Genomic DNA, 14,675 nt, shown 5'->3' with positions numbered 1-14,675 from the left:
TGATCGAGGTGGGATAGTGATGGGAAAGTCGATAATAGAGAAAATATGGGATCGCCATATTGTAAATGAAGAGGAGAATAAACCGGATTTAATTTATATAGACCTTCAATATATTCATGAAGTGACCTCTCCGCAAGCATTTGAAGGATTGAGATTAAAAGGACGCACAGTCAGAAGACCCGACCGTACTTTCGCGACAATGGATCATAATGTGCCAACCGTTAACCGCTATTTCATCGAGGATGATATTGCAAGGAAACAACTAGAGGCGCTTGAGCAAAACTGTAAGGAGTTCGGCATCCGCCTTGCTGATTTAGACAGCCCGGATCAAGGTATCGTTCACGTTATCGGGCCGGAATTAGGGCTTACACAGCCAGGAATGACGATTGTCTGCGGAGACAGTCATACTTCCACACATGGTGCGTTTGGCTCGATTGCATTTGGAATCGGTACGAGTGAGGTCGAGCATGTTTTGGCTACACAAACCCTATGGCAAACTAAACCGAAAACATTAAAGCTTGAGGTTAATGGCAAGCTTGGTCATGGTGTGATGGCGAAAGATGTCATTTTATATGTGATTTCTAAATTCGGCGTCAATTTCGGTACTGGACATATCATTGAGTATTGTGGGGAAGTTTTCCGGGATATGTCGATGGAAGAGAGAATGACGGTTTGCAATATGTCGATCGAAGGCGGGGCAAGAGCGGGGCTGGTAGCTCCCGATGAAACCACGTTCTCTTATTTGAAAGGTCGTAAATATTTGCCGAAAGGAGAAGAGTTCGAACGATGTGTTCAGGACTGGAAGTCACTTTCCAGTGATGAGGATGCTGTTTATGACCAAGAAATCATTCTTGATGGCAGTTTGATTCCACCGATGGTGAGCTGGGGGACGAATCCTGGAATGGCTAGTGGCGTGGACGGTAAAGTGCCTACCTTCGCGGAAGATATCATGGATCCCAAGGAACTGAATCGAGCCATTGAGTATATGGGTCTTAAGGAAGGCATGCCGATCACGGAAATTACCGTACAACATGTTTTCATAGGATCGTGTACCAATTCGCGCATTGAGGACTTACGGCAAGCTGCAGAAATGATCGAAGGCCAAACTGTTCAAAAAGGAGTTCGGGCGATGGTCGTTCCCGGTTCACAAAGCGTCAAAAGGCAAGCGGAAGATGAAGGGTTGGATGAAATCTTCAAATCTGCGGGCTTCGAATGGCGTGAATCGGGCTGCAGCATGTGCCTGAGCATGAATCCTGACGTGGTTCCGTCCGGTGAGCATTGTGCCTCCACAAGTAATCGGAACTTCGAAGGCAGGCAAGGCGCTGGAGCAAGAACGCACCTGGTTAGTCCGGCTATGGCTGCCGCGGCCGCCATTCATGGGAAATTTGTCGATATTAGGAATTTGAAAAGAACTGAACAAGTCCATTAAGAATACGAATTAACCGGAGGTGCATAGAATGGAACCCATTACTATATATAAAGGAAGAGCGGCGGCACTTGACCGTAAAAACGTGGATACGGACCAAATCATTCCAAAGCAATTTTTAAAACGGATTGAGCGAAGCGGATTTGGCGAATTTTTATTCTATAACTGGCGTTTTGATGAAAATGGACAGAAGCGTCCTGATTTTGAATTGAATCAGCCTCATAATCAAAACACGTCCATTTTAATAGCAGGAGAAAATTTTGGCTGCGGTTCTTCGCGTGAGCATGCCCCTTGGTCATTGAAAGACTATGGATTCGATATCATCATCGCTCCATCTTATGCTGATATCTTTAAAAGTAATTGCATGAAAAATGGGATGGTCCCCATCGCTTTAACCCAGGCTGAAGTAAACTATTTAATGGAGAGAGTGTCGGCACCTGACTATGAGTTGACGATCGACCTCCCCAATCAGACATTGAATGATGGTCAAGGGTTTGAAACAAGCTTTGAAATTCATCCATATTGGAAGGAAATGCTCATCAAAGGCTGGGATGAAATTTCGATAACGCTTCAATATGATAAAGAGATTTCTGCCTATGAATCTCAAAAAAAGGCTGTTTCGAGCATTTAATATTAATAGAAGAAGGTCATATCCCGTTCTCCTTTCTTGATTAGAAAGGATGCGGGATTTTTTTATCTGGGAAAGAAAGAAAGGTGTTCATCCATCCCATATAAATTTTGTGTTTCCTGCTATTACATGCTAAACTGTTTCTCAAAAAGCGAACGGTGAGGCGGAAAATAGGATGGATAATGAGAATAACCAAAAGAAGGCCGAAGAAACCAAGATTATCGCCTTTCCAAATCTCGGTGATAGGCTGATTGCAAAGGGACTGGATGAGCTTGGAAACAGAAACTTTAAAGCGGCTGCACAGCTTTTCAGCCAAGCTAGGGAGTATGAGCCCGAGAATGATGAAGTTTGCATGGGACTAGTGGTCTCACTAGTCGAACTTGAGCATTACAAGGAGTCAAAAGAGTTGTGTATAGAGATGCTGAATAAAGGCATCGGTGACTATTTTCAACTGATCAATATTTATTTGATGGTTCTGCTGCAATTAGGCGAGCATCAGGAAATGGTCACGACGATCGAACTGCTATTTGAAGAAAGCCAAATTCCTTTTGATAAAGAGGAACATTTCGAAAAGATGCTTCAGTTCAGTAAAAGGGCCCTTGAGGATAAAAAAGAGGAGAAGGAAAGGCAAAATCAGCAGCTTTCAGAGGAATTGCAGGAGGATGAACTTTTTGAAGGGAAAACGGATAATGAAATGCTAATGGTCATTTCAAAACTAACGAATATCAATATTCGACCATTTATCCCTCAAATCGAAAAATTTCTACAAAAAGAAGAGGGACACCCTTTCTTTAAAACGATGCTCCTTAACATTCTTATCGACCAGGAATATAACGAGGAAGTGACGTTGAGGAAATTCAATCAATCGAAGTCGGTCATACCAAGGGGATTGAAAAGTTTGAAGGAGACGGACTTCTATAAGAAGGTAACCGGACTGACCGAAGAGGAAATCAGTCAGGATAATCCGAGCTTATTTGAAATGGTCCATAGTTTGATTGAACGTCATTCTTTTTTATTGTTCCCTTTTGAACCCGGACCTGAAAGCTTGCCTGCATGGGCAGCTGCCTATCATGCCTTGGCGGAAGAATACATGACCGGGGAAGTTTTCGGTAGGGACTTAGCGGACCTGTACCAGGCTGATGAGGAAAGCATTGCGGATATTCTTTCCTATTTAAAAGAAATTGAAGAAATTTCTTATCCCATTATTTAAGCTATTGCTGTTGTAACAGATTAATCCTGTGGTATAATGTAGTGGTTGTAATGTATATTCGTCTAATTTTGACGATTTCCCCAATATTTTTTGGGTATATTTGAAGGATGACTTGTTAACACTTGCAAAGCATATTCATCCAATGCTTATTATTGAAGTATATAGATTTTTTGGAGGGAAACACATGTCTGTAAAATGGGAAAAACAAGAAGGTAATCAAGGCGTACTAACAATTGAAGTTGACGCTGCAAAAGTAAACGAAGGTTTAGACGCAGCTTTCAAAAAAGTAGTGAAACAAGTAAATGTACCTGGCTTCCGTAAAGGTAAAATGCCACGTCAAATGTTCGAAAAAAAATTCGGCGTAGAATCACTTTACCAAGATGCGCTTGATATCATTCTTCCAGATGCTTATGCAAATGCTGTCGAAGAAGCTGGAATTCAGCCTGTAGATCGTCCTGAAATCGACATCGAGAAAATGGAAAAAGGCGAAAACCTGATCTTCACTGCAACTGTAACAGTTAAGCCTGAAGTTAAATTGGGAGATTACAAAGGTGTTGAAGTTGAAAAATTCAATACTGAAGTAACTGACGAAGATGTTGAAAACGAATTGAAAACTTTACAAGAGCGTCAAGCTGAGCTTGTCGTTAAAGAAGAAGGACAAGTTGCTGAAGGCGATACAGTTGTTCTTGACTTTGAAGGATTCGTTGATGGTGAAGCATTCGAAGGCGGAGCTTCAGAAAACCATTCATTGGAAATCGGTTCAAACTCTTTCATTCCAGGATTTGAAGAGCAACTTGTTGGTCTTGAAACTGGTGCTGAAAAAGATATCGAAGTTACATTCCCTGAAGAATACCATGCTGCTGAACTTGCAGGTAAACCAGCAGTATTCAAAGTGAAAATTCACGAAATCAAAACAAAACAACTTCCTGAGTTGGATGATGAGTTCGCGAAAGATGTCGACGACGAAGTGGAAACTTTGGCTGAACTTAAAGAAAAAACAAAACATAAATTAGAGCATGACAAAAAGCACGAAGAAGAAAACTTCATTCAAAACACTGTAATTGGTAAAGCTGTTGAAGGCGCAGAAATGGACGTTCCTGAAGCGATGATTTCAAATGAAGTTGACCGCATGATGAATGAGTTCTCTCAACGCATTCAATCTCAAGGTCTGAATTTGGAACTTTACTACCAATTCTCAGGTCAAGACGAAGAAGCTTTAAAAGCGCAAATGAAAGAAGAAGCTGAAGGACAAGTTCGTACGAGCCTAACTCTTGAAGCAATCGCTGAAGTTGAAAAACTTGAAGCGACTGACGAAGACGTAGAAGCTGAACTTGCACAAATGGCTACTATGTACAATATGGAAGTTGATGCGATCAAACAAGCGCTTGGAAACTTAGAAGGAATCAAAGGCGATCTTAAAATTAAGAAAGCAATTGACTTCTTGGTAGAAAACAGCAAAACAGTTGACGCAAAATAATTTTTATAAATAAGTAGATTTAAATATTTCCTTTTAAAAAAACAAGGCGCGAGTAATCGTGCCTTGTTTTATACATATTGAGAATTAGTGTAAATTTCAAATATCGGTTATTTCCTGATTGATTTTTTTTGGATTTCAGTGTAGATTAGTTCTAATACCGCATATACATATTTATACAGCAAATCCTGCTTTTAAAAATCCAAAGTTTTGGGCATACTGGTAAAGGGCAAATACATATTGATTGATTATTGTACTTATTTAACAACTCGGACGCGTGAGCATTTTTGTTACTAAACTTCCAAGAACATGATAAAATGCAAAACATACTAGGGATTTTGGAATGTTTAAGTAGATGTGTGCCTCGTTTTTTTTCATTACGATTAGGTACCGCTATGTAATAGAGTTGGAAGAGTATTTAAAGGGGTGAACGTACATGTTTAAATTTAATGATGAAAAAGGACAGTTAAAATGTTCTTTTTGCGGTAAAACACAAGAACAAGTCCGTAAACTGGTTGCTGGTCCAGGTGTCTATATTTGTGACGAGTGTATAGAACTTTGTACGGAGATCGTCGAAGAAGAGCTGGGCACTGATGAAGAAGTAGAATTCAGGGATGTTCCTAAACCTATGGAAATCCGTGAAATTCTTGACGAATATGTTATTGGACAAGAACAGGCAAAGAAATCTTTGGCTGTCGCTGTTTACAACCATTATAAACGTATCAATTCCAATAGCAAAGTCGACGATGTGGAGCTTTCTAAAAGTAACATCGCCCTGATCGGACCGACGGGAAGCGGGAAAACCCTTCTTGCGCAAACATTGGCGCGCTTACTGAATGTTCCATTTGCGATTGCTGATGCCACTTCATTGACGGAAGCTGGATATGTTGGGGAAGATGTCGAAAACATCCTTCTAAAGCTGATCCAAGCCGCTGATTATGATGTGGAAAAAGCGGAAAAAGGCATCATTTATATTGATGAAATCGATAAAGTTGCCCGTAAATCGGAAAATCCTTCTATTACACGTGATGTGTCTGGTGAGGGTGTGCAACAAGCATTATTGAAAATCCTTGAAGGAACGGTTGCAAGCGTTCCGCCTCAAGGTGGACGTAAACATCCACATCAGGAATTCATCCAAATCGATACGACCAATATTTTGTTCATCTGCGGCGGTGCCTTTGATGGCATCGAACCGATCATCAAACGCCGTCTTGGTCAAAAAGTCATTGGATTTGGCTCTGACGTGAAAAAGGATGATGTTGCAGAAAAAGAATTGCTTTCAAAAGTCCTTCCTGAAGACTTGCTTCGTTTCGGATTAATTCCGGAATTCATCGGTCGTCTTCCGGTAATTGCGACTCTTGAGCAATTGGATGAAGCTGCGTTGATTGAAATCCTGACAAAACCGAAAAATGCCCTTGTTAAACAATATCAAAAGTTGCTTGAACTAGACGATGTTGAATTGGAATTCGAACAGGAAGCGCTAAGTGAAATTGCTAAAAAGGCAATTGAACGTAAAACTGGTGCACGTGGTCTGCGGTCCATCATCGAAGGCATCATTCTTGAAGTGATGTTCGATCTGCCTTCACGTGATGATGTAGCAAAATGTGTAATCACAGGCAGCACGATTTCGAAAAATGAATCTCCAAAGCTCGTCCTTAAAGACGGTACAACCATCAAAGGACAAGAAAAGAAAACATCTGCTTGATAATATGGAATGGAAAAGAAAGACTGCCAGTTAATGCTGGCAGTCTTTTTGTTTATAGACCAAAGTTGATTGTAACGTAAGGTACGAGACTCCTGCGGGAATACGCGTCCAAGGGAGACCCCGCAGGGGCTGAGCGCCGAGGAGGCTCCCGGACCGCCCGCGGAAAGCGAGTGCCTGTAGTGGAAATCAACGTTAAAACCTCAAAACAGTAGGTAAAACCAGTTAATTTCGAGTTGTTTACAGTCTGAGACTGCCGGTTCATCCTGGTAGTCTTTTTTTCAATTTGTTGTTACTTAGGATAAAAACGCCAAAATTTTCAACACGAATTTCTTGGATAATATCGCCCTTCCAAAGGAGATACTAACAGAAATGACAAACTAGGAGAGTGCAGGAGGGAATACGATGAATTGGACAGGATTGGCGTTGTTTATCCAGCTGTTTTTTGGGATTATTATTGGATTGTATTTTTTGAACTTATTGAAAGGGCAGCGGACACAAAAAGTTTCCATTGACCGTGATTCACGTAAGGAGATGGACCAATTACGGAAAATGAGATCGATTTCGTTAACAGAGCCATTGGCAGAGAAAGTCAGACCAAGCACATTTAATGAAATCATCGGTCAAGAAGATGGGATTAAATCTTTAAAAGCTGCTTTATGCGGGCCGAATCCCCAGCATGTGATAATTTACGGTCCTCCAGGGGTAGGGAAAACGGCAGCTGCCAGACTTGTTTTGGAAGAGGCGAAGAAAAATGGCAAGTCCCCTTTTAAGAATTCAGCCGTTTTCGTTGAATTGGACGCCACCACAGCCAGGTTCGATGAACGGGGGATTGCCGATCCGCTCATTGGTTCTGTGCACGATCCAATCTATCAAGGAGCCGGGGCAATGGGACAGGCAGGCATTCCGCAGCCAAAGCAGGGTGCAGTCAGCAATGCTCATGGAGGCGTACTGTTCATAGATGAAATAGGGGAGCTTCATCCAATACAGATGAATAAACTGTTAAAGGTATTGGAGGATCGTAAGGTCTTTCTTGAAAGTGCTTATTATCAAGAGGAAAATCAAAATATTCCGACTCACATCCATGATATTTTTAAAAATGGATTGCCGGCTGACTTTCGATTGATTGGGGCCACAACAAGAACACCGAATGAAATCGCGCCTGCGATACGCTCAAGATGCATAGAAGTGTTTTTCCGTGAACTTGACCGTGAGGAAATAATCACCGTGGCTAAGAATGCCTCAGATAAAGTGGGAATCACCATCAGTGAAAAAGGCTTGCAGTCGATCTCGGATTATGCCCGAAATGGCAGGGAAGCTGTCAACATGATTCAGACTCTTGCTGGTATATCAATTAATGAAAACAGGACTTTTATCAGAGAAGAAGATATAGATTGGATGGCCCATAGCAGTCAGCTGACACAAAGAATGGATAGAAAAATAGAAGCGAATTCTAAAATAGGTCTTGTCAACGGTCTTGCAGTTTATGGTCCCAACAGCGGGGCATTGCTGGAAATCGAGGTTACGGTCATGGCCGCTACTGATGAAAAAGGATCGATAAACATTACTGGTATCGTTGAAGAAGAAAGTATCGGCGGTGGAAGCGGCAAATCGGTTCGCCGCAAGAGCATGGCAAAAGGTTCAATTGAAAATGTCATTACGGTTTTACGGTCGATGGGAGTGCCTGCCGGTCAATTTGATATCCATGTGAACTTTCCAGGCGGAAGTCCAGTAGATGGCCCTTCTGCAGGAATTGCAATGGCCACAGGCATATACTCGGCCATTTATAAAATCCCTGTTGATCACACAGTGGCAATGACTGGAGAAATAAGCATTCATGGCGGCGTTAAACCGATCGGCGGTGTCATTCCGAAAATAAAGGCGGCAAAACTGGCCGGGGCAAAGAAAGTAATCATCCCAGCCGAAAACATGCAGCCACTTCTATCTGAAATCAAGGATATAGAAATCATTCCCGTTTCAAATGTGAAAGAAGTGCTGGATCAGGCATTGAAAAAAGAATTGATGTCGGAACAAATCCTCACAACCTTGGACCTATCAAAAAAAGAAAGTGTATAAAGGAGATGCCCCGGGAAAAACAAGAACCGGGGCATTTTAAGGACCATATTGGCGTTCCGGACAAACCTGAAGTATAAAATAAACACGCATTCAGACGTGCTTTTTTATCTAATATTGGAGATAATAATAGCAGTCGAAACGTGTTAAGGTAAACGAATAGACACTTCTATATAAATAGGATAGAATTGTTAAAAGGTTGAGAACATGGGTAAATAGTTTACAACGACGATACTAATTAGATGGAGGTGTCAGGAAATGACTGATAAAGAAATCATCGTCCCCCTCCTGCCGCTTAGAGGACTGCTTGTATATCCAACGATGGTACTTCATTTAGATGTAGGCCGAGATAAATCGGTACAAGCCCTTGAGAAAGCAATGGTGGAAGACCATCTTATATTTTTGACGACACAACAAGATGTTTCGTTGGACGAACCAGGTGAAGAAGATTTATTTACAATGGGAACTTTAACAAAGGTAAAACAGATGCTTAAGCTTCCGAATGGTACAATCCGGGTGTTGGTGGAAGGGTTGAACCGCGCAGAAGTCATGGAATTTTACGATTATGAGACACATTATGGTGCCAAGATTAAAATATATGAAGACAGTGATGAAAAGGATGCTGAACATCAAGCATTAATGCGCACACTACTGGATTATTTTGAACAATACATAAAAATGTCCAAGAAAATAACCGGTGAAACGTTTTCGTCCACTTCGGATATTGAAGAGCCTGGGCGATTAGCGGATATAATCGCTTCCCATTTGCCTTTGAAATTGAAGGAGAAGCAAGAAGTGCTTGAGACCATTGATATGAAAGAGCGTTTAAGCCGTGTAATCGAGATCATCAATAACGAGAAAGAAGTTCTTTTTCTCGAGAAAAAGATCGGCCAGCGTGTTAAGCGTTCGATGGAACGGACTCAAAAGGAATATTATTTACGAGAACAAATGAAAGCGATCCAAAAGGAATTGGGAGATAAAGAAGGAAAAACAGGGGAAATTGAGGTTCTCAACGAAAAAATAGAGGAAGCGGAAATGCCTGAGCACATCAAAGAAACGGCATTAAAGGAATTGGACCGTTATGAAAAGGTTCCTTCCAGCTCGGCCGAAAGTTCTGTCATCCGCAATTATATCGAATGGTTGATCTCGCTTCCTTGGACCAAAGCGACCAAAGATGACTTGAATATTCATAAAGCTGAAAAAATCCTGAACCGGGACCATCATGGTTTGGAAAAGGTGAAGGAGCGGGTACTTGAGTATCTGGCCGTCCAGCAATTGACCAATTCATTGAAGGGACCGATCCTTTGCTTGGTGGGACCTCCAGGGGTCGGGAAAACCAGCTTGGCTAAATCGATCGCTTCATCGCTGAATAGGAATTTCGTCCGTATATCTTTAGGTGGGGTGCGCGATGAATCAGAAATCCGCGGACATCGCCGTACATATGTAGGGGCGATGCCAGGAAGGATCATTCAAGGCATGAAAAAAGCTGGAACGATCAATCCAGTCTTTTTACTGGACGAAGTGGATAAGATGTCCAATGACTTTAGGGGAGATCCATCTGCAGCGATGCTGGAGGTGCTCGATCCAGAGCAAAATCATAATTTCAGTGATCATTATATTGAAGAAACTTACGATCTTTCCAAAGTCATGTTCGTGGCGACGGCGAATAATTTGGGATCGATTCCCGGCCCGCTTCGTGATCGTATGGAAATCATTTCGATTGCAGGTTATACTGAGATAGAGAAACTTCATATAGCCAAGGATCACTTGCTGCCTAGACAGCTGGAAAACCATGGTTTAACGAAGACACAACTGCAAATCCGTGAGGAAGCTCTTACAAAAATCATCCGTTATTATACTCGGGAAGCCGGTGTTCGAAGTTTGGAGCGACAGCTTGCAGGCATCTGTCGGAAGACTGCGAAAATCATCGTGTCCGGAGATAAAAAGCGGGTCGTCATATCAGAAAAGAATGTCGAGGAGTTTTTAGGGAAAACCATGTTCCATTATGGACAGGCGGAGGTCGAGAACCAAGTCGGTGTAGCTAATGGATTGGCATACACATCGGTAGGCGGCGATACGCTGCAAATCGAGGTTTCCTTATCACCAGGTAAAGGCAAGCTGATCCTGACAGGAAAGCTTGGCGATGTAATGAAAGAGTCAGCCCAGGCTGCTTTCAGTTATGTCCGTTCAAAAACCGAGAAACTTCAGATTGATTCGAACTTCCATGAAAAATATGATATTCATATTCATGTCCCTGAAGGTGCGGTCCCAAAAGATGGCCCTTCTGCAGGCATCACGATTGCAACAGCGTTAATATCGGCCCTTACAAATAGGCCGATCAGAAAAGAGGTAGGCATGACAGGCGAAATTACATTACGCGGACGGGTTCTTCCAATCGGCGGGCTTAAAGAAAAATCTTTAGCGGCCCATCGCGCAGGACTTACGAAAATCATCATCCCGCAAAATAACGAAAAGGATATTGATGATATCCCGGAAAGTGTCCGTAAAGCATTAACATTTGTTCCAGTTTCACACGTCGATGAAGTCCTTGAGCATGCATTGGTAGGTGTGAACGAATGAAAGTGACAAGTTCAGATATTGTCATCAGTGCTGTGAAGCCTGAACAATATCCCAATACTCCAATACCGGAATTTGCCTTGGCAGGCCGTTCCAACGTTGGAAAATCCAGTTTCATCAACAAAATGATCAATCGAAAAAACTTGGCGCGCACATCCTCTAAACCGGGTAAGACGCAGACCTTGAATTTTTATATCATAAATGAAGCACTCCATTTTGTGGATGTACCGGGTTATGGTTATGCAAAAGTATCCAAGACGGAACGTGATGCTTGGGGAAAAATGATCGAAACGTACTTCACTTCCAGAGACCAGCTCCGCGCTGCGCTTCTGATTGTGGATTTGCGTCATCCGCCTACAAAGGATGATATCGCGATGTATGAATTCCTGAAGCATTATGATCTGCCCCGGATCGTCATTGCAACCAAAGCGGATAAGATTCCAAAAGGCAAATGGCAGAAACACTTGAAAATCACGCGCCAAACGCTAAATATGGAAAAAGAAGATGAATTGCTTCTATTCTCTGGTGAAACAGGCGAAGGCAAGGAACAAGCCTGGGGCGTCCTTAAGAAATATATGTAAAAGAAAAGGGTATTCCGCAACTGGAATACCCTTTTTCATCATGGAATTTGCAAAAAATGTGAATCGGCAATTCTCACTTTTTTCGAACCAAAAAATAAATGCCGATTGCCATCAACGCAAATGGCCAAAACCTTTCGATGTTCGCAGTGCTTGTTTCAACAAGCCCAAAAGAAGAAGTGATTTGATCATAGAATAAGAAAGTGATCGAGATGAGAAGTATTACCATCCCGTGAAACATTCCAGAATTTGTTTTACGTGCCCGGAGAATAAATCCCAGCGAGATGATTAAAATAAAGATACCTATATTATCCGGCCAAATATCCAGATTCTCGACGATATGGAAGTGAGCCCCGAAACCCAGTAAGATGACGCCTGGCAGGATGGACTCATATTCATTACCGCTATATGCCTGAATCAGGAAGGCTGCACCAACTATACATAATAAAGTGGGCCAGCTGAAAAAGCCTGGAAAGATTTCGATTTGGGAATGTTCAAGAAAAAAATAGAGCCCGAAACCGATTAATACGATTCCTGGGAAAATACGCTGCGTTTTCATTTTATCCTCCTATGCAATTCGATTACTTGAAGTTTTTTGCCATTTTTGATATGGTACTTTTGTACACAATGTCGAAATATGTATGTAACTTACCAATCCTGCTAAGACACCTTTTGTAGCATTTCGGGCGTTTTGGCTGTCTTTTCATGGTAGCATACGTTATTCATAAACTGTTCATATTATTTGCGTAAAACCATTTTAGTACATGGTATAATAAATTTACATGAAAAATTTTGGGGGTGCAAAACAAAAGGATGCATATTCTAGCGGTTGGTATAAATTACAAAACTGCCCCTGTAGAAATTCGGGAAAAACTATCGTTTAACGAAGCCGAACTTGCCGAGGCAATGAAAGCTCTTAAAAATAAAAAAAGCATCTTGGAAAATATTATTATTTCAACATGTAACAGGACGGAAATATATGCGGTCGGTGACCAGCTTCATACAAGCAGGTATTATATAAAGGAATTTCTTTCGGAATGGTTTAATATCGATAAAGAAGAATTTTCTAAATATCTGTTCATTTATGAAGGCGATGGGGCTGTTGAGCATTTATTTTCAGTTACCTGCGGCTTGAATTCCATGATACTGGGCGAAACTCAGATTTTGGGACAAGTACGTTCAAGCTATCTGTTAGGGCAGAAGGAAGATACGATCGGTACCGTTTTTAACCATCTCTTCAAGCAAGCCCTTACATTGGCTAAAAAAGCTCATTCGGAAACCGAAATCAATACAAATGCCGTTTCCGTCAGCTATGCGGCAGTCGAGCTTGCCAAGAAAATCTTTGGTGGCCTCAACGGCAAGAATGTCTTGATTCTTGGGGCCGGTAAGATGGGTGAGCTGGCCATTCAAAATCTTCATAGCAATGGTGCCGACAGCATTACAGTCATTAACCGCACCTTCCAGAAAGCGGTCGACCTGGCGGAAAGATTCAATGGTACGGCGAAACAGCTTCAAGAGCTGCAATGCGCTTTAGTGGAAGCTGATATCCTGATTACTTCCACCGGATCAAAAGATCTCCTTGTAACAAAAGAAATGATGTCATTCGTCAATAAGCTTCGTAAAGGCCGTCCTATTTTCATGGTCGATATCGCAGTGCCGCGTGACCTCGATCCAACATTGGCTGAGCTGGAAAATGTCTTCTTGTATGATATTGACGATCTTGAAGGGATCGTGCAAGCCAATATCGAAGAACGTAAAAAAGCTGCCGAGAAAATAGAATTGATGATCGAATCAGAAATCGTTGATTTCAATCAATGGATTAATTTACTTGGTGTGGTTCCCGTCATTTCTTCTTTACGGGAAAAATCCCTATCGATACAAAAGGAAACGATGGAAAGCATCGAAAGAAAGCTTCCGCATTTGAGCGAACGTGACAAAAAAGTTTTAAATAAGCATACGAAAAGCATCATCAACCAAATGCTGAAAGATCCGATTCTTTATGCAAAAGAGCTGGCAGATGAGCCGAATGCAAAAGAGCAATTAAATAATTTCGTGAAAATCTTCCATTTAGAGGAATTGATTGAAGACCAGCTGGTTGCGGATGAAAAAGAACGGAACAGCTCCAAGTCATCCCTATTGAATCCAGTTCCTGTCCAGTAATGAGGTAGATATGGAATTACTAATGACAAGATTGCATGAAGCCACTGTATTGTTGTATGCCATCAGTATGCTTTTATATTTTATCGATTTCCTCAATAATAACCAGAAGGCGAACAGGGTCGCCTTCTGGTTGCTTTCTATTGTTTGGGTACTGCAAACAATTTTTTTATTTCTGTATGTGTTGAAAACGGGAAGGTTCCCGGTATTGACGATTTTTGAAGGATTATATTTTTATGCATGGGTCCTCATATCGTTATCTTTAATCATTAACCGATTGCTAAGAGTCGATTTTACGGTCTTTTTTACGAATGTATTAGGTTTCATGGTTATGGCCATCCATACCTTTGCACCTGTTCAGATAGAATCTCAAGTGCTTGCACAGCGCCTGGTTTCAGAACTACTGCTCATACATATCACTTTTGCCATCCTATCCTATGGGGCATTCACGCTTTCTTTCGTTTTTTCACTTTTATACTTAATCCAATATGATTTACTGAAACGGAAGAAATGGGGAAAACGCCTGCTTCGACTCGGCGATCTAACAAAGCTCGAGCAAATGTCTTATGTCCTCGCAGTAATAGGTGTTCCATTATTAGTGGTTTCCCTTATCCTGGGGATTCAATGGGCATATATAAAAGTGCCTGGGGTATCCTGGCTGGACATGAAGATCATCGGCTCATTTATTTTGCTTATCGCTTACAGTGTGTTTTTATACTTGAAAATTCGGAAACAAATGTATGGAAGGACGCTAGCCTTTCTGAATATTGGATCTTTCATGATTGTGTTAATAAACTTTTTCCTTTTCGGAAGCCTTTCAACATTCCACTTTTGGAATACATAGGAGGAA

The 14,675-nt window shown here is 41.6% G+C and carries 11 protein-coding genes; 10 read left to right on the top strand and 1 reads right to left on the bottom strand.

Going from position 1 to position 14,675, the window contains the following annotated elements; translation table 11 throughout:
* Positions 1–19 precede the first annotated feature (19 nt).
* The 8 genes from leuC (at position 20) to yihA (ending at position 11,671) form a co-directional block, all read left to right on the top strand.
* The gene (gene leuC / locus ACYP5M_RS09685; protein WP_459734988.1) at positions 20–1,429 is read left to right on the top strand and encodes a 3-isopropylmalate dehydratase large subunit; all 1,410 of its coding nucleotides are present in this window, start codon (positions 20–22) and stop codon (positions 1,427–1,429) included.
* A 28-nt stretch (positions 1,430–1,457) separates the two neighbouring features.
* Complete coding sequence (gene leuD / locus ACYP5M_RS09680; RefSeq protein ID WP_101222814.1) at positions 1,458–2,057, top strand: 3-isopropylmalate dehydratase small subunit; 600 nt, start codon at positions 1,458–1,460, stop codon at positions 2,055–2,057.
* A 172-nt stretch (positions 2,058–2,229) separates the two neighbouring features.
* The gene (locus ACYP5M_RS09675; protein ID WP_452444584.1) at positions 2,230–3,264 is read left to right on the top strand and encodes a tetratricopeptide repeat protein; all 1,035 of its coding nucleotides are present in this window, start codon (positions 2,230–2,232) and stop codon (positions 3,262–3,264) included.
* Positions 3,265–3,448: 184 nt separating this feature from the next.
* Positions 3,449–4,741 (top strand): trigger factor, encoded by a 1,293-nt coding sequence (gene tig / locus ACYP5M_RS09670; protein ID WP_101222812.1) that lies wholly within the window; start codon positions 3,449–3,451, stop codon positions 4,739–4,741.
* A 433-nt stretch (positions 4,742–5,174) separates the two neighbouring features.
* Positions 5,175–6,443, top strand: a complete 1,269-nt coding sequence (clpX, locus tag ACYP5M_RS09665; RefSeq protein WP_101222811.1) for an ATP-dependent protease ATP-binding subunit ClpX — start codon at positions 5,175–5,177, stop codon at positions 6,441–6,443.
* A gap of 402 nt (positions 6,444–6,845) precedes the next feature.
* Positions 6,846–8,516: an ATP-dependent protease LonB gene (lonB, locus tag ACYP5M_RS09660; protein ID WP_101222810.1), complete on the top strand. Its 1,671-nt coding sequence runs from the start codon at positions 6,846–6,848 to the stop codon at positions 8,514–8,516.
* Positions 8,517–8,771: 255 nt separating this feature from the next.
* On the top strand, positions 8,772–11,093 hold the full coding sequence (gene lon / locus ACYP5M_RS09655; RefSeq protein ID WP_402938777.1) for an endopeptidase La: 2,322 nt from the start codon (positions 8,772–8,774) through the stop codon (positions 11,091–11,093).
* Positions 11,090–11,671 carry a ribosome biogenesis GTP-binding protein YihA/YsxC gene (yihA, locus tag ACYP5M_RS09650; RefSeq protein ID WP_034308918.1) on the top strand — a complete coding sequence of 194 codons (582 nt, stop codon included), beginning with the start codon at positions 11,090–11,092 and terminating at the stop codon, positions 11,669–11,671. Before lon ends, yihA begins: the two co-directional genes overlap by 4 nt.
* 73 nt (positions 11,672–11,744) lie before the next feature.
* Here yihA and ACYP5M_RS09645 read toward each other — a convergent pair whose 3' ends face one another.
* Positions 11,745–12,227: a LiaI-LiaF-like domain-containing protein gene (locus ACYP5M_RS09645; RefSeq protein WP_101222808.1), complete on the bottom strand. Its 483-nt coding sequence runs from the start codon at positions 12,225–12,227 to the stop codon at positions 11,745–11,747.
* Between the two features lie 254 nt (positions 12,228–12,481).
* On the opposite strand from ACYP5M_RS09645, the gene hemA reads away from it, so the two are divergent.
* Together hemA and ACYP5M_RS09635 are read left to right on the top strand one after the other, a co-directional pair.
* Entirely contained in the window at positions 12,482–13,828 is a 1,347-nt protein-coding gene (gene hemA / locus ACYP5M_RS09640; protein WP_101222807.1) for a glutamyl-tRNA reductase, read from the top strand.
* A 10-nt stretch (positions 13,829–13,838) separates the two neighbouring features.
* On the top strand, positions 13,839–14,669 hold the full coding sequence (locus ACYP5M_RS09635; RefSeq protein WP_133349505.1) for a cytochrome C assembly family protein: 831 nt from the start codon (positions 13,839–13,841) through the stop codon (positions 14,667–14,669).
* The last annotated feature ends 6 nt before the right edge of the window (positions 14,670–14,675 follow it).

This window comes from Peribacillus sp. N1, from assembly GCF_054600815.1.
The sequence above is the reverse complement of the archived record's forward strand: the minus strand, read 5'-3'. Positions and strand labels throughout refer to the sequence as shown.